The sequence below is a fragment of the Bordetella holmesii genome, assembly GCF_020735985.1.
GTDB classification, from domain to species: domain Bacteria; phylum Pseudomonadota; class Gammaproteobacteria; order Burkholderiales; family Burkholderiaceae_B; genus Bordetella; species Bordetella holmesii.
Genome location: NZ_CP085973.1, coordinates 3,121,614 through 3,137,768, shown reverse-complemented (window position 1 = coordinate 3,137,768; position 16,155 = coordinate 3,121,614). Strand labels below are relative to the sequence as shown.

Genomic DNA, 16,155 nt, shown 5'->3' with positions numbered 1-16,155 from the left:
TTTAACGGCTGATCTGGATTTCCACGCCTACCGCATTGCAGTCTGAAAAGGCCATGGGCTTGCTGATGCGCAGGCGCAGCGTACGGACTTCCGGAAACTCGGCCAGCAGGCGAGCGGCGACCTGTTCCGACAGCGTTTCGATGAGATTGACGTGGGCCTGGGTGCATTCGTGCACAATGGCCTCGCGCAGACTGCGGTAGTCCAGCACGCTCTGGATGTCGTGATCGTCCACACTGCGCGTGATGTCGATGTCGAACTCGGCGTCGATGTGCAACGGCTGTGTGGCGCGGCGTTCGTGTTCGAGGATGCCAATGCGGGCGTCCAGGGCAAGGCCCGAAATGAAGATACGGCGAGTAGGCATAATGAACTCAAGGCGGGGAGAAGCTGAATTGTAAGTCGCACGGCGGGTTTTCGCGGTCTGACTACAATTCGGGCATCGCGCCCGTTGGCAGCGCGAAAAAGGGATATATGCAGCAGTTTTACGATGCGGTCATAGTAGGAGCGGGTCCGGCCGGTGCGTCCTGTGCGGTCTGGCTCGCCCGGCTGGGGCTGTCGCCGATGCTGGTGGAAGCGAGCGCTCGGGTGGGCGGACTGACAGCGGACAATCCCTTTGCCGATGACTGGATCGTGGCGGCTCCCGGGCGCACCGGGCAGCAGATCGCCGGCCAGATTGCCGAGAGCCTGGCTCGGGCCCGCGTGCCGCTGCAGCTCAACGCCGCCGCGCGCGAAGTGCGGCCGTGCAAAGGGGGTATCGAGCTGAGCGTGGCAGGCGCGGCGCCGCCCGTGCGTGGGCGGTGCCTGGTCATTGCCAGCGGCGTTCGTGCTCGCGGACTGCCGGGCCAGCCGCCGCAGACCCGATGGCCTGGTGTCCTGATCGGGCCAGGTTCGCCCATCGTGGCCCAGGATTACTCAGGCTTGTCAGTGGCGGTGCTGGGCGGCGGCGACAATGCTTTCGAGAATTTCGTCTATGTACGCAATCGGGGGGCGCGCCAGGTCCACTTGTATGCGCGTAGCGTGCGAGCGCAGCAACAATGGGTCCAGCGTGCCGGCGGCCAGGGTGTGACGGTCGGCGCCTACGAGGTTGATCCGCTGGCACGCTGCGTCAATGGGCAGCACTACGACCTGATCTTGGTGTTCTATGGGTGGGAGCCTCAAGCCGATTTCGCTGACGGGCTTGAGTTGGCCCGCGATGCGCACGGCTACATCCAGACCGACGGTGCCACCGCGCGCACCAGTCTGCCGGATGTCTATGCGATTGGCGAAGTCGCCAATCGTGCGCACCCCTGTGTGGTCACTGCCATGGCCGATGGCGTGGTGGCGGCCAAGGATATCCAGCGGCGCTGGGAGCGCGCCTGAGGCGCGCGCCTCAGGCCGCGTCGCTCAGCACGCAGTCCAGGGCTTGTGGCGCGGACAGGCGCAGGCGATAGACGCGCAACTCGTCGCGTCGGAATACATGCACCAGAACGCGTTCGCCGGGGCGGTATTGCGACAGCAGGACATCCAGTCCGGACGCAGCCTCAACCTTCAGGCCATCGATGGCCACCAGGACGTCGCCTGCCGACAGCCCGGCACGGTGCGCCGCCCCTCCTTCGAACACCGTGGCCAGGACCAGCGAATCGCCTTGCTTGCGCGTGCGCACATCCATGCTCGGGATGGGGCTGGCGGTCTTCCAGCGCACCGCGATGCCTTGCGGCGCCAGCAACTCGGCCAGGGGTACGTCGGCGCGCCCATAGGCATAGCGCTGGATGAAGCGCCGTGCGTCCACGCCGGTGGCGTCGCGCACCAACGCCGGGAACTCCTCCTCGCCCAGCCCCTGAGGCCGGCCGCGATAAAAATCGCGGCCGTAGCGCTGCCATAGCGTACGCATGACGTCATCCAGGCTGCGCTGGCCTTGCGTCTGACGACGGATAAGCAGATCCAGACCCAGCGCCACCAGCGAGCCCTTGGTGTAGTAGCTCACCAGCGCATTGGGAGAATTTTCGTCCTGCTTGTAATAGCGCGTCCAGGCATCGAAAGAGCTTTCGGCGACCGACTGCTTGTGACGGCCGGGGCTGCGCATCACGCCGGTGATGGCTTTGCTCAGCAGGCCCAGGTAGTCGGTGCGCCCGATCAGGCCGCAGCGCAGCAACAGTAAATCGTCGTAGTACGACGTAAAGCCCTCGAAGATCCACAGCAGGCGCGTCAGGTCGGGCTGCTGCAGGTGGTAAGGAGCGAAGGCTGCCGGTTTGATGCGCTTGACGTTCCAGGTATGGAAGTATTCGTGGCTGACCAGCCCGAGGAAGCTGCGATAACCCTCGCCCTGGCCTTGTTGCCCAAGCACCGGCAGATCCTTTCGGGCGGCCATCAGGGCCGTGCTGGCCCGATGCTCAAGGCCGCCATACCCGTCTCCGGTGATCATGGTCATAAACACATAACGGCTGGCGCTGTCCAGAAAGGGCGCGCGCCGCGTGCGCGGCTCGAAAAAGGCAATCTGGGTTTCGCAGATTTTCTGTACGTCGCCGGCGATGCGCGCCAGATCCAGGCGCGGGGCCACGCCCGTGAAAACCAGTTCGTGCTCGGCGCCATGGGCAGTGAAACGCGCCACCTGCGGCGTACCCATTTCGACGGGGTGGTCGATCAGGGCATCATAGTCAGGAGCTTGGTAGCGGCCAAAGCCGTGCCGGCGCGCACCGGCCTGCGGCAGGCTGGTGTAGACCTTCCAGTCGGCGATGCCCGGCGGCGGGGCCAGGTCCAGCAGACAGGGCTGATCATCCTGGCCGTGGACACGCAGAAATACGCTGATGCCGTTGAAAAAACCGTGGCTTTCGTCCAGGTGTGCGCCGCGCACCGACAAATCCCAGGCATACACCGTGTAGTCGATGACCACCGGCCCAGTGCAAGGCGCCAGTTGCCAACTGTGGTTGTCCGTCTTCACGACGGCGACCGGGCTCGTGCCGGCGCGGGCCGACAGAGTCTCGATCTGGCGGGAAAAATCGCGGATGAGGTAGCTGCCCGGAATCCAGGCCGGAAGCGACAGCCGCTGGCCTTGCGGGTCGGGCTGTTGCACCGTTAGGGTTATCCGGTAGCGATGGCCGACCGGATCATGGGGTTCGAGGCGGTAAATTACGGGTGCGGCGTTCATTCGCATATCTTACTTCTCATATTCTTCGCAGGAGACATTCCATGAGCGAGTCGTTTGTACTGGTCGAAACCCGCGGCCGAGTGGGTCTGCTGACCCTGAACCGCCCCAAGGCCCTCAATGCCCTGAACGACCAGCTCATGGACGAGCTTGGCGCGGCCTTGCTGGCGTTCGACGCGGATGCCGACATCGGCGCCATCGTCATCACTGGCAGTGAAAAAGCCTTTGCCGCCGGCGCGGACATTGGTGCCATGAAAGATTGGTCGTACATGGATGTCTATGGCAGCGAGTACATCACGCGCAACTGGGAGACGCTCAAGCGCATCCGCAAACCCGTGATTGCCGCGGTGGCCGGCTATGCCCTGGGCGGAGGCTGCGAACTGGCCATGATGTGCGACATCGTGATTGCCGCAGACTCGGCGCGTTTCGGGCAACCGGAGATCAAGCTGGGGGTAATTCCGGGCGCGGGCGGCACGCAGCGGCTCACGCGCGCGGTGGGCAAGTCCAAAGCCATGGATCTGGTACTCACCGCCCGCATGATGCATGCCGATGAAGCCGAGCGCAGCGGTCTGGTCTCTCGCGTGGTGGCGGCCGACAAACTGCTCGAAGAAGCGTTGGACGCCGCGACCATCATCGCGTCGATGTCCCTGCCGTCGGTCATGATGGCCAAGGAGTGCGTCAATCGCGCCTTCGAGGTGTCGCTCAACGAAGGCCTGCTCTTTGAGCGCCGCGTCTTTCATTCCCTGTTTGCCAGCGATGACCAAAAAGAGGGCATGGCGGCCTTCACGGAGAAGCGGAAACCCGATTTCAAGCACCGCTGATACGCTTATCCGTTACGTGCTGTGGCATTTGGTTGCCACGCCCCTGAACCGCCTGCCGGCCTCGGTCCGCAGGCGGTTTGTCTATGGAGGCCAGGCGAGGAGCCGCGGTGGCCCGGGGTGGCGGCCGGCCCGGGGATGTTGCCCGTTGAAACCTTTGCATTGCACTCTGTTGCAGGTCAGAGGCCTATGCTGAGTGGACAACATCGTGCCGTCTCGCCTCTCGCTTTGCGCTGGCGGCCGTCGTCCAACGAGAAACAAGGAGCCTCATATGCAAACACCGGTTAACCGCAAGTTGCGTGGGCAAGCGGCCTTGGTGGCCAGCGTGCTGGGTATTGCCGCTCTGGGCAGCGCGCACGCGCAGGATCGCTCGCCGACGTCGACGCTTCGCCTGGTGTCAGAGACGCCTTATCCGGCCGCCAACCGTGGCGTGCATCTGGCGCCGCTGTCGGCCCAGGAACTGCGCGATTTGGCCGTGGACGCCTATGTCTATGCTTATCCGATGGTATTGATGGAAGTCACGCGCCGTCAGACCACCAACGTGCAATCTCCCGTAGCGGGCCGCGCGCCGATGAATCAGTTCGGACACCGCACGTCGATGCCTGATGCACGCACGGCCGACGTTGCCTGGCCCAGCACCGACACGCTGTATTCCAGCCTCTGGTACGACGTCTCGACCGACCCGCTCATCGTGCAGGTGCCCGATGCCGGCGAGCGCTTCGTGATGCTCAACTTGCTGGATATGTGGACCGATAGTTTTGCCACGCGCGGCACGCGTGCCAATGGACGCGGTCCGCAGACGTTCGCCATTGTCGGCCCGAGCTGGCAAGGCACGTTGCCGGCCGGTGTGGATCTCGTGCGCAGCCCGACTGCAACCGGCTGGTTGATCGGCCGTGTACAGGCCGGCGGTGCCAACGACGCCCAGGCCATGAGCCAGTTTCAGGCTGGGCTGTCGGCCACCCCCCTTAACCAATATGGCCGCAGCCATGGTTTCGTGGCCAACGGACCGGTCAATACGACCTGGAACACGCAGGGCACACCGGCCGAGCAAGTCGCCAACATGGATGCGGCTACCTTCTTTACCCTGTTTTCGGAGCTGGTGCGAAACAATCCGCCTCACGCCAATGACTACCCCATGTTGGACCGTCTGCGTCGCATCGGCATAGGTGACCGCCCGCTGGTGTTCGGTCAGCTCGAACCGGTGGTGCAGCAGGCACTGAACGAGGCGCAGCCGCTGGCGGGCCGGCGTATCGCCGATGGGGTCGGCCGTCTCAGCACCCAGGCCAACAATTGGAACACCGTGCTCTCCGGCATCGGGACATACGGCACCGATTATCTGCGCCGGGCGTCGGTGGCCTACGCCGGATTGGGCGCCAGTCCTCCTGAAGAGGTCATCTATCCGGTGACGGGTGCGGACAACAAGGGCCGCGCGCTGGAAAGCGGCCGCGATTACGTGCTGCACTTCGACAAGGGACAACTGCCGCCCGTCGACGGTTTCTGGTCCATCAATCTTTACGACGCGCGTCAGGGTTTTGCCGAAAACTCGGCCAACCGTTACACCCTGCGCAGCTCCGACCCGCTCAAGTACAACAGCGATGGCTCGCTGGACATTTACATCCGCCGCGATCATCCGGGCGAATCGCGCATGGCCAACTGGCTGCCGGCGCCGCGCGAGGGGAATTTCCTCGTGAACATGCGGTTGTATGCGCCAAACAACATTGCACTGGACGGCCAGTGGGCCCCGCCGCCCATAGTGCGTGATTGAAAACCCCTTTGCGGTCAGTGGTTTCCGTGTTTTCCCCCCGTTTTCCGGGGGGATTTTTTTTGCGGGCTTGAAAAGGGACAGGGCATCCCCATCTGTTTGCCCGTTTTAGATTTGTCTGCCGAATTGCTTTCAAGCTATACTTTCGCGGTTTGACGCTTGCGGGGTAACACGTAGCTTAAAAGCTGCGCCTGGGCGGCCAATAGCAAATTGGGCGAAATACGCTAGAGAAGCCACGTTCGGTGGCTCGATTCCTACCCCATATCCTGGGGGCTTATCCGATGCACATGCCAGTCCTTACCGATCGTTGTCGGTGAGCGATGGCGGGGGCGGCGGATGACGGGGCGGTCGGGTCGCGGTGTCGCTTTCGAGGCAGGCCTGAAACCGTGCTGCGATGTCGTGGCGATATCGTGGGCGGTTATGGGCGGGGAAAGCTTAATGCAGAAGAGTTTGGTTCTTACCGATGCGGATCGTGCGGCCATTAATGCGCGTGCGTGCCGGGAACTCTTCATGGCTGTCTTGGCACAGGGGCTGATGGGACTCGTAGCGGCAGCAATCGCGGGGGTTGTTGCGGGAACGGCGGCGGCGACGTCGGCGTTATTGGGAGCGGGGGCGTATTTCTTGCCCAATGCATTGTTTGCATTGCGCTTGCTGATAAACGTCGTCAAGTCGGTGCCTCCCAATCCGTTGACATTCTTCCTGGGCGAGATGTTCAAGCTGCTCATAACGGCATTGCTGTTGTGGCTGATATGGCACTACACACAGGCCTGGTTGGTCTGGCCGGCGGTGCTGTTGGGCTTGATACTGACGCTCAAGGGCTACCTCGTGCTGCTGATGTTCCGCAAGTTGTCATAGCGCAATTAACAATCGTGCATGCCGTCACGCAAGTGGCGGCGCACAGCAAACAGGGTAGGATTTCACATGGCTGCAGCCGGTGGCGCGTCGCCTCAGTCCGAGTACATCCAGCATCACTTGGTGCACCTGAACAACCTGGGTGAGAAACAGTCCGTTATCGCCCAGTTCAATGTCATCAACTATGACTCGTTGTTCTGGTCAGGGCTCATGGGCCTGGTCGTCGTCTTTTTCCTGTGGCTGGCCGCGCGCCGTGCCACCTCGGGTGTGCCGGGCCGCTTCCAGGGTTTCGTCGAAATGATCGTCGACATGGTCGACGATCAGGCAAAGGGCATCGTGCATAACGCCCAGAGCCGCCTGTTCGTCGCTCCGCTGGCGCTGACCGTGTTCGTCTGGATCATCCTGATGAACGCGCTTGACCTGCTGCCGGTCGACCTGCTGCCTTCCCTGTGGCGCCTCACCGGTCTGGGTGCCCACCACGGCGATCCGCTTTACTACCACCGCATTCTGCCCACTGCCGACCTGAACGTGCCCATGGGCATGTCGCTGGGCGTGCTGTTGTTGATGTTCTATTACGGCATCAAGATCAAGCACCCCGCTGGTTTCGTCAAAGAATTGTTCACCGCGCCGTTTCACGCGCATGGCCTGGCCGCTGTCGTGCTGGCGCCCTTTAACCTGTTGCTCAACCTCATCGAGTACGCCGCCAAAGCGGTTTCGCTCGGCATGCGGTTGTTCGGCAACATGTTTGCCGGTGAGCTGATCTTTATGCTGATCGCCCTGCTGGGTGGCGCCTGGACGGGCTTCAATGCCTCCAGCATCGGTTTGGGCATTGGGCATGTGTTGGCCGGTTCGGTGTGGGCAATCTTCCACATCCTGATCGTGCTGCTGCAGGCATTCATCTTCATGATGCTGACCCTGGTGTACATCGGTCAGGCTCACGAAGGTCATTGATCCCAATTTTCGGTGTGCGCCATGGTGGCGAGCACCGATGGCAAGAGTTTCTTGCATTCAAGTAGTACCCGTTTTCCAACATTTCTGAATTCAGATTTTTAACCAAGGAGTTGTCATGACCAACGTCGCTTTCGTTGCTCTCGCTTGCGGTCTCATCATCGGTCTGGGCGCTATCGGCGCTTGCATCGGTATCGCACTGATGGGCGGCAAGTACCTGGAAGCTTCGGCTCGTCAGCCCGAACTGATGAACGCGCTGCAAACCAAGATGTTCCTGTTGGCTGGCCTGATCGACGCGGCGTTCCTGATCGGTGTGGGTATCGCCATGCTGTTCGCCTTCGCCAATCCGTTCGTCGGCTAAAGGCCATGCCCGCCGGCGCGAGGCGGGCCCGCAGCTGGGCGTGTTACGCGCCTGGCAAGTATCGAGAGCTCCGTGCCGCCCCGCGTCGGGTAGCCGGAGCCGAAAGGTGTTAAAGGAACGACCGTGAATCTGAACGCGACGATCTTCTTCCAGATGCTCGTGTTCTTCGTTCTGGGCTGGTTCACGATGAAATTCGTGTGGCCGCCCCTGACGAAGGCGATCGATGAGCGCCGCCAAAAAATCGCCGACGGCCTTGCCGCCGCCGAGAAAGGGAAAGCCGACCTGGCCCAGGCCCAAGCGCGCGTCAGTCTGATCGAGGCTTCTGCCAAATCTGAAACCCACGCGCGCATTGTCGACGCTGAGAAGCAAGCTGCCGGCCTGATTGATCAAGCCTGCCGCGAAGCCGAAGCCGAGCGTGCCCGTATCGTGGCCCAGGCCGCCCAGGACGCCGCTCAGGAAGTTCAGCGTGCCCGTGATGCCCTGCGCGACGAAGTCGCCGCGCTGGCCGTCAAGGGTGCCGAACAGATCCTCAAACGCGAGGTGGACGCCCGCGCCCATGCCGAGCTGCTCACCCAGCTCAAGGCACAGCTTTAATCCGGGAACGTCATGGCTGAACTTTCCACTGTTGCCCGCCCCTACGCCGAAGCGTTGTTCGGCGCTGCGCGCGACGACAAGGCTGGCCTGGCCGCTTGGGCCGAGCTTCTCGGCGAACTGGCCCAGCTTGCCGCCAACCCCGATGTGCGCGAGGCGATGACCGATCCGCGCCTGGACGACGCACAGCGTGGCCAGGTGTTTACCAGCTTGATCAAATCGCCGCTGCCGCAGGCCGTGCGCAATTTCATCGACCTGCTGGTACAGAACGACCGGCTGCTGCTGCTGCCCATCATCGCCACGCAATTTGTCGATCTGAAAAATCGTCATGAGGGCACGGCGCAGGCGGAAATTACCAGCGCGTTCGAAATGAGTGATGCTCAGGTCAACGAGCTGATCGCCGCGCTCGAAGTCAAATTCGGTCTCAAGCTCAAGCCGCATGTCACCGTCGATCAGTCCCTGATCGGCGGCGTGCGCGTGGCCGTCGGAGACCAGGTGCTCGATACTTCCGTGAAAGCCCAACTGGCCCGCTTGCGCGATACGCTGGCCGCCTGACAAGGCACGCGAGACTAACAGGATTCCAGGAGTCAATATGCAACTCAATCCCTCCGAGATCAGCGAACTGCTCAAGAGCCGCATCGAGGGCCTGGGCGCTTCGACTGATGTTCGTACCCAAGGTACCGTCGTCTCTGTGACCGACGGTATTACCCGCATTCACGGTCTGTCCGACGTGATGCAGGGCGAAATGCTCGAATTTCCCAACAATGTTTTCGGTCTGGCTCTGAACCTCGAGCGCGACTCGGTCGGCGCCGTGATTCTGGGCGACTACACCGGCGTGTCCGAAGGTGACCAGGTCAAGACCACCGGCCGCATTCTCGAAGTGCCGGTCGGCCCCGCGCTCAAGGGCCGCGTGGTCAACACGCTCGGTCTGCCTATCGATGGCAAGGGTCCGATCAACACGACGGAAACCGACATCATCGAAAAAGTGGCGCCTGGCGTTATCGCCCGTCGCTCGGTGTCGCAGCCGCTGCAAACCGGTATCAAGGCTATCGATTCGATGGTTCCGATCGGTCGTGGCCAGCGCGAGCTGATCATTGGCGACCGCCAGACCGGCAAGACGGCCGTTGCCGTCGACACCATCATCAGCCAGAAGGGCAAGGGCGTCACCTGCGTGTACGTCGCCATCGGCCAGAAGGCATCGACCATCAACAACGTCGTGCGCAAGCTCGAAGAGCACGGCGCGATGGAATACACCATCGTCGTGGCCGCTTCGGCCTCCGACTCGGCAGCCATGCAGTACCTGGCCGCCTACGCCGGTTGCACGATGGGCGAGTACTTCCGTGATCGTGGCGAAGACGCCCTGATCATTTATGACGATCTGACCAAGCAAGCCTGGGCCTATCGCCAGGTCTCGCTGCTGCTGCGCCGTCCGCCGGGCCGCGAAGCCTATCCGGGCGACGTGTTCTACCTGCACTCGCGTCTGCTCGAACGTGCCGCTCGTGTCAACGAAGAGTACGTCGAGAAGTTCACCAACGGTGCCGTCAAGGGCAAGACCGGCTCGCTGACCGCGCTGCCGATCATCGAAACCCAGGCCGGCGACGTTTCCGCCTTCGTTCCGACCAACGTGATCTCGATCACCGATGGCCAGATCTTCCTGGAAACCGACCTGTTCAACGCCGGTGTCCGTCCCGCTATCAACGCCGGTATCTCGGTGTCCCGTGTGGGCGGTGCCGCTCAGACCAAGGTCGTCAAGAAGCTGTCGGGCGGTATCCGTACCGACCTGGCGCAGTACCGTGAACTGGCCGCCTTCGCGCAGTTCGCCTCCGATCTGGACGACGCTACGCGTCGCCAGCTCGAGCGCGGCAAGCGTGTGGTCGAACTGCTCAAGCAGCCGCAGTATCAGCCGCTGCAAGTGTGGGAACTGGCCGTTTCGCTGTTCACCGTGAACAACGGTTACCTGGATGATGTGGACGTGGCCCAAGTGCTGTCCTTCGAGAAGTCCTTCAAGGACCTGCTCAAGGCCAAGCATGCTGCCATGATCCAGCGCATCGAGGACACCAAGGAACTGTCCAAGGACGACGAGGCCGAATTGGCCGCAGCTGTCCAGGATTTCAAGAAGCACGGTGCTTTTTAAGGCAAGTTCTGGCGTAGAGATGGGTTAACACCCATCCTACGGTAGGGCGGGCGAGGCCAGTGGCCGGACCCGCCAGCCGTCTCAACAGGAAAGCGCAATGCCCGGAATCAAGGAAATCCGAACCAAGATCAAGAGCGTGCAGAACACGCGCAAGATCACCAAGGCGATGGAAATGGTCGCCGCATCCAAGATGCGCAAGGCGCAGGATCGGATGCGCGCGGGTCGTCCGTACGCCAACAAGGTGCGCGAGATCGCCGCGCATCTGATGCAGGCCAACCCCGAGTACAACCATCCCTATCTCCAGGAGCGCGAGATCAAGGCGGTGGGCGTGGTGCTGGTAACCACGGACAAGGGTTTGTGCGGTGGCCTGAACACCAACATCAGCCGTCTTGCTCTGTCGCGCCTGAAGGACTTCGAAGCGCAGAACATCAAGGTTCAGTCGACCGCCTTCGGCAACAAGGGCCTCGGCCTGTTGACCCGTATTGGCGCCAAGCTGGTGTCGCAGGAGACCCAATTGGGCGACAAGCCCGATCTGGATCGTCTGCTGGGTGCCATCAAGGTGCAGTTGGACGACTACCTCGAAGGCCGCATTGATGCGCTTTACGTGGCGACCACCCGCTTCGTCAATACGATGAAGCAGGAGCCGGTGTTCTTGCGCCTCTTGCCGCTGGCTTCTGGTTTGGACGATCCCTTCCAGTCGGGCGTGGAGCTTCTGGATGGTACCGCTGAGGTCAAATCTGACTATAGCTGGGACTATATCTACGAACCGGACGCCAAGAGCGTGATCGACGATTTGCTGCAACGCTACGTCGAAGGCCTTCTGTATCAGGCCGTGGCCGAGAACATGGCCTCGGAACAGTCCGCTCGTATGGTCGCCATGAAGGCGGCGTCGGACAACGCGAAGAAGGTCATCGGTGAGCTCCAGCTGGTCTACAACAAGACCCGCCAAGCCGCGATCACCAAGGAAATTTCGGAAATCGTAGGGGGCGCTGCCGCGGTGTAAGCCGGGCAGTATCCCGTCAAAATATCAAGGAATCGACATGAGCAACGGAACCATCGTTCAGTGCATCGGCGCCGTGGTGGACATTCAGTTCCCCCGCGACGCAATGCCCAAGATCTACGAAGCGCTCACCCTGGCCGACGAGGGTTCCTCGTTCGCCGAGAAGGGCCTGACCTTCGAAGTGCAACAGCAGCTCGGCGACGGCGTGGTCCGCACGATTGCCCTGGGCTCCAGCGACGGCCTGCGCCGTGGCATGCCCGTCAACCGCACCGGCGCTCCGATCTCGGTGCCCGTGGGTCACGGCACGCTGGGCCGCATCATGGACGTACTGGGTCGTCCCATCGACGAAGCCGGCCCGATCCAGGCTGACGAAAAGCGCGCCATTCACCAGCACGCCCCGAAGTTCGATGAGCTGTCGCCTTCGGTTGAACTGCTCGAGACCGGCATCAAGGTTATCGACCTGGTGTGCCCGTTCGCCAAGGGCGGCAAGGTTGGCCTGTTCGGCGGCGCCGGCGTGGGTAAGACCGTCAACATGATGGAACTGATCAACAACATCGCCAAGCAGCACAGCGGCTTGTCGGTGTTCGCCGGTGTGGGTGAGCGTACCCGCGAAGGCAACGACTTCTACCATGAAATGGAAGAGTCCAACGTTCTGGACAAGGTCGCCATGGTGTTCGGTCAGATGAACGAACCCCCGGGTAACCGCCTGCGCGTGGCGTTGACCGGCCTGACGATGGCCGAGAAGTTCCGCGACGAAGGCCGTGACATCCTGTTCTTCGTTGACAACATCTACCGCTACACCCTGGCCGGTACGGAAGTGTCCGCACTGCTGGGCCGTATGCCGTCGGCCGTGGGCTATCAGCCCACGCTGGCCGAGGAGATGGGCGTTCTGCAAGAGCGCATCACCTCGACCAAAACCGGCTCGATCACCTCCATTCAGGCCGTGTACGTGCCTGCCGATGACTTGACCGATCCGTCGCCGGCGACGACCTTCCAGCATTTGGACTCGACCGTGGTGCTGTCGCGTGACATCGCCGCCCTGGGTATCTACCCGGCCGTGGATCCGCTGGACTCCTCCAGCCGCCAGCTCGACCCGCAAGTCGTGGGCGAAGAACACTACCAGGTCGCCCGTGGCGTGCAGCAAACGCTGCAGCGCTACAAGGAACTACGTGACATCATCGCGATTCTGGGTATGGACGAACTGTCCCCGGAAGACAAGCAGGCCGTGGCCCGCGCGCGTAAGATCCAGCGCTTCCTGTCGCAGCCTTTCCATGTGGCAGAAGTGTTTACTGGCTCGCCGGGCAAGTACGTGCCGCTGGCCGAAACCATCCGTGGCTTCAAGATGATCGTCGAGGGCGAGTGCGATACGCTGCCCGAGCAGGCTTTCTACATGGTCGGCACGATTGACGAAGCCTTCGAGAAGGCCAAGAAACTGCAATAAGGAACCATTATGGCAACCCTGCATGTTGATGTGGTCAGCGCAGAGGAAGCGATCTTTGCCGATGAGGCGAAGTTCGTGGTGCTGCCTGGCGAGTCGGGTGAACTGGGCATTCTGCCCGGGCACACCCCGCTCATTTCGCGCATCCGCCCCGGGACGGTCAAGATCGTCCGTGCCGACGAAGGCGAGGAAAACATCTTCGTCGCCGGGGGCATTCTGGAAGTGCAGCCCGGCAGCGTGACCGTGTTGGCCGATACGGCCATCCGGGCGGCTGACCTGGACGAAGCCCGTGCCCTGGCTGCGCGCGAGAAGGCCGAGGAGGCCTTGCGCAATGCCAAGGACCGCGAGGACATCGCCGTCGTCGAGGCGGAGCTGGCCATGCTGGCAGCTCAGGCCGCAGCGGCCCGCCGCCTGCGCAACGGCCGCAATTCGCACTAAGCACTGCGCGAACGGCAAGCAAAACAGCGACCTTCGGGTCGCTGTTTTGTTTTGACGCAGATTGTGGTGCTTCGAACTTGTCTCGCGCAGTTGCCGCAATGCGGCGTTATCGCCTATCGCTTGGCCGAAGAAGTCGCGTAGCCTCTTTGTTCCCGTACGAGAGAGGAGTTGCGATGCGTGAAACTTACGATTGCGCCTTGGTATTGGTGCCTGGGCATGGCGCGTGGCTGCACGACTGGATGCAGAATGTGCAGCGGCATGGTCTGCGCGGCGGCTATCCGCGCCTGTTCCCGCAGGAGCCCGCCGTCTCGCCTGGCGTATGCGATCCTTCCTGGCTGGCATCGGCGGCGTTGAGCTTGCGCCGTTTCGATGCCTGCCTGCTGCCCGTGGAGTCTGCCACCCTGCCCTGGGTGCGCACGGCGCTGGCAACTGCCAGCCAGCAGCTTCAGACCCCGGTGCTGGCGCTGGCTAGCTGTGAAGATTCAATAGGTTGTATGCATGGTTCATCCGAACCGGATTTGAGAAACTGGAAATCGCCAACCCCCCAGTTCACTCAAGGAGCCCGGCCGGATGAACACCCATAAGCATGCCCGATTGACCTTCCTACGTCGCCTCGAAATGGTCCAGCAATTGATCGCCCATCAAGTTTGTGTGCCTGAAGCGGCCCGCGCCTATGGGGTCACCGCGCCGACTGTGCGCAAATGGCTGGGCCGCTTCCTGGCTCAGGGCCAGGCGGGCTTGGCCGATGCGTCCTCGCGCCCGACGGTCTCGCCCCGAGCGATTGCGCCGGCCAAGGCGCTGGCTATCGTGGAGCTGCGCCGCAAGCGGCTGACCCAAGCGCGCATCGCCCAGGCGCTGGGCGTGTCAGCCAGCACCGTCAGCCGCGTCCTGGCCCGCGCCGGTCTGTCGCACCTGGCCGACCTGGAGCCGGCCGAGCCGGTGGTGCGCTACGAGCATCAGGCCCCCGGCGATCTGCTGCACATCGACATCAAGAAGCTGGGACGTATCCAGCGCCCTGGCCACCGGGTCACGGGCAACCGACGCGATACCGTTGAGGGGGCCGGCTGGGACTTCGTCTTCGTGGCCATCGATGACCACGCCCGCGTGGCCTTCACCGACATCCACCCCGACGAGCGCTTCCCCAGCGCCGTCCAGTTCCTCAAGGACGCAGTGGCCTACTACCAGCGCCTGGGCGTGACCATCCAGCGCTTGCTCACCGACAATGGCTCGGCCTTTCGCAGCCGCGCCTTCGCCGCGCTGTGCCATGAGCTGGGCATCAAGCACCGCTTTACCCGACCTTACCGCCCACAGACCAATGGCAAGGCCGAACGCTTCATCCAGTCGGCCTTGCGTGAGTGGGCTTACGCTCACACCTACCAGAACTCCCAACACCGAGCCGATGCCATGAAATCCTGGCTACACCACTACAACTGGCATCGACCCCACCAAGGCATCGGGCGCGCTGTACCCATCTCCAGACTCAACCTGGACGAATACAACCTATTGACAGTTCACAGCTAGCTGTGAAGATTCAATAGGTTGTATGCATGGTTCATCCGAACCGGATTTGAGAAACTGGAAATCGCCAACCCCCCAGTTCACTCAAGGAGCCCGGCCGGATGAACACCCATAAGCATGCCCGATTGACCTTCCTACGTCGCCTCGAAATGGTCCAGCAATTGATCGCCCATCAAGTTTGTGTGCCTGAAGCGGCCCGCGCCTATGGGGTCACCGCGCCGACTGTGCGCAAATGGCTGGGCCGCTTTCTGGCTCAGGGCCAGGCGGGCTTGGCCGATGCGTCCTCGCGCCCGACGGTCTCGCCCCGAGCGATTGCGCCGGCCAAGGCGCTGGCTATCGTGGAGCTGCGCCGCAAGCGGCTGACCCAAGCGCGCATCGCCCAGGCGCTGGGCGTGTCAGCCAGCACCGTCAGCCGCGTCCTGGCCCGCGCCGGTCTGTCGCACCTGGCCGACCTGGAGCCGGCCGAGCCGGTGGTGCGCTACGAGCATCAGGCCCCCGGCGATCTGCTGCACATCGACATCAAGAAGCTGGGACGTATCCAGCGCCCTGGCCACCGGGTCACGGGCAACCGACGCGATACCGTTGAGGGGGCCGGCTGGGACTTCGTCTTCGTGGCCATCGATGACCACGCCCGCGTGGCCTTCACCGACATCCACCCCGACGAGCGCTTCCCCAGCGCCGTCCAGTTCCTCAAGGACGCAGTGGCCTACTACCAGCGCCTGGGCGTGACCATCCAGCGCTTGCTCACCGACAATGGCTCGGCCTTTCGCAGCCGCGCCTTCGCCGCGCTGTGCCATGAGCTGGGCATCAAGCGCCGCTTTACCCGACCTTACCGCCCACAGACCAATGGCAAGGCCGAACGCTTCATCCAGTCGGCCTTGCGTGAGTGGGCTTACGCTCACACCTACCAGAACTCCCAACACCGAGCCGATGCCATGAAATCCTGGCTACACCACTACAACTGGCATCGACCCCACCAAGGCATCGGGCGCGCTGTACCCATCTCCAGACTCAACCTGGACGAATACAACCTATTGACAGTTCACAGCTAGCGAGGTCGGCAGCATCGCCTTGCGCGATCTGCTGCCACTGGGGCTGGATGATTTTCTCCGGCCCGATTCGGCCGAAGAGCTGCGCCTGCGTATTGCGTTGGCCTGCCGTCGGCGCACCCGTGCCG

Annotated in this window: 17 protein-coding genes; 15 read left to right on the top strand and 2 right to left on the bottom strand. The window is 62.5% G+C overall.

Annotated elements, in window-relative coordinates:
• Position 1: 1 nt before the first annotated feature.
• On the bottom strand, positions 2-361 hold the full coding sequence (gene folB / locus LK440_RS15025) for a dihydroneopterin aldolase (protein WP_005017978.1): 360 nt from the start codon (positions 359-361) through the stop codon (positions 2-4).
• 107 nt (positions 362-468) lie between these two features.
• Between folB and LK440_RS15020 the strand changes: the two genes are divergently transcribed.
• Positions 469-1,356, top strand: a complete 888-nt coding sequence (locus LK440_RS15020) for an NAD(P)/FAD-dependent oxidoreductase (protein ID WP_005017980.1) — start codon at positions 469-471, stop codon at positions 1,354-1,356.
• 10 nt (positions 1,357-1,366) lie between these two features.
• Here the strand turns inward: LK440_RS15020 and LK440_RS15015 are convergent, their stop codons facing one another.
• On the bottom strand, positions 1,367-3,127 hold the full coding sequence (locus LK440_RS15015; protein WP_025341308.1) for a M61 family metallopeptidase: 1,761 nt from the start codon (positions 3,125-3,127) through the stop codon (positions 1,367-1,369).
• A 35-nt stretch (positions 3,128-3,162) separates the two neighbouring features.
• On the opposite strand from LK440_RS15015, the gene LK440_RS15010 reads away from it, so the two are divergent.
• The 14 genes from LK440_RS15010 to LK440_RS14945 all read left to right on the top strand — a co-directional run bounded on the left by LK440_RS15010 (position 3,163) and on the right by LK440_RS14945 (position 16,030).
• The gene (locus LK440_RS15010; RefSeq protein ID WP_005017983.1) at positions 3,163-3,939 is read left to right on the top strand and encodes an enoyl-CoA hydratase; all 777 of its coding nucleotides are present in this window, start codon (positions 3,163-3,165) and stop codon (positions 3,937-3,939) included.
• Positions 3,940-4,207: 268 nt separating this feature from the next.
• On the top strand, positions 4,208-5,701 hold the full coding sequence (locus LK440_RS15005) for a DUF1254 domain-containing protein (RefSeq protein ID WP_005017985.1): 1,494 nt from the start codon (positions 4,208-4,210) through the stop codon (positions 5,699-5,701).
• Positions 5,702-6,136: 435 nt separating this feature from the next.
• Entirely contained in the window at positions 6,137-6,553 is a 417-nt protein-coding gene (locus LK440_RS15000) for an ATP synthase subunit I (RefSeq protein ID WP_026087841.1), read from the top strand.
• A 66-nt stretch (positions 6,554-6,619) separates the two neighbouring features.
• Complete coding sequence (gene atpB / locus LK440_RS14995; protein ID WP_005017990.1) at positions 6,620-7,501, top strand: F0F1 ATP synthase subunit A; 882 nt, start codon at positions 6,620-6,622, stop codon at positions 7,499-7,501.
• 115 nt (positions 7,502-7,616) lie between these two features.
• Positions 7,617-7,859, top strand: coding sequence for a F0F1 ATP synthase subunit C (gene atpE, locus LK440_RS14990; protein ID WP_003815363.1), 243 nt, complete (start codon positions 7,617-7,619; stop codon positions 7,857-7,859).
• Positions 7,860-7,982: 123 nt separating this feature from the next.
• A complete protein-coding gene (locus tag LK440_RS14985) occupies positions 7,983-8,453 on the top strand; it encodes a F0F1 ATP synthase subunit B (RefSeq protein ID WP_005017992.1) in 471 nt (156 codons plus the stop codon).
• Between the two features lie 12 nt (positions 8,454-8,465).
• Complete coding sequence (locus LK440_RS14980) at positions 8,466-9,005, top strand: F0F1 ATP synthase subunit delta (protein ID WP_005017994.1); 540 nt, start codon at positions 8,466-8,468, stop codon at positions 9,003-9,005.
• A gap of 37 nt (positions 9,006-9,042) precedes the next feature.
• Entirely contained in the window at positions 9,043-10,584 is a 1,542-nt protein-coding gene (atpA, locus tag LK440_RS14975; protein ID WP_005017996.1) for a F0F1 ATP synthase subunit alpha, read from the top strand.
• A 97-nt stretch (positions 10,585-10,681) separates the two neighbouring features.
• Complete coding sequence (atpG, locus tag LK440_RS14970; protein ID WP_005017997.1) at positions 10,682-11,587, top strand: F0F1 ATP synthase subunit gamma; 906 nt, start codon at positions 10,682-10,684, stop codon at positions 11,585-11,587.
• Between the two features lie 37 nt (positions 11,588-11,624).
• Entirely contained in the window at positions 11,625-13,025 is a 1,401-nt protein-coding gene (atpD, locus tag LK440_RS14965; RefSeq protein ID WP_005017999.1) for a F0F1 ATP synthase subunit beta, read from the top strand.
• A gap of 9 nt (positions 13,026-13,034) precedes the next feature.
• Positions 13,035-13,460 carry a F0F1 ATP synthase subunit epsilon gene (locus LK440_RS14960; RefSeq protein WP_005018000.1) on the top strand — a complete coding sequence of 142 codons (426 nt, stop codon included), beginning with the start codon at positions 13,035-13,037 and terminating at the stop codon, positions 13,458-13,460.
• Between the two features lie 173 nt (positions 13,461-13,633).
• On the top strand, positions 13,634-14,044 hold the full coding sequence (locus tag LK440_RS14955; RefSeq protein WP_005018002.1) for a hypothetical protein: 411 nt from the start codon (positions 13,634-13,636) through the stop codon (positions 14,042-14,044).
• Positions 14,031-14,981, top strand: coding sequence for an IS481-like element IS481 family transposase (locus LK440_RS14950; RefSeq protein WP_005012067.1), 951 nt, complete (start codon positions 14,031-14,033; stop codon positions 14,979-14,981). Before LK440_RS14955 ends, LK440_RS14950 begins: the two co-directional genes overlap by 14 nt.
• A gap of 98 nt (positions 14,982-15,079) precedes the next feature.
• Complete coding sequence (locus tag LK440_RS14945) at positions 15,080-16,030, top strand: IS481-like element IS481 family transposase (protein ID WP_005018005.1); 951 nt, start codon at positions 15,080-15,082, stop codon at positions 16,028-16,030.
• Positions 16,031-16,155: the final 125 nt, after the last annotated feature.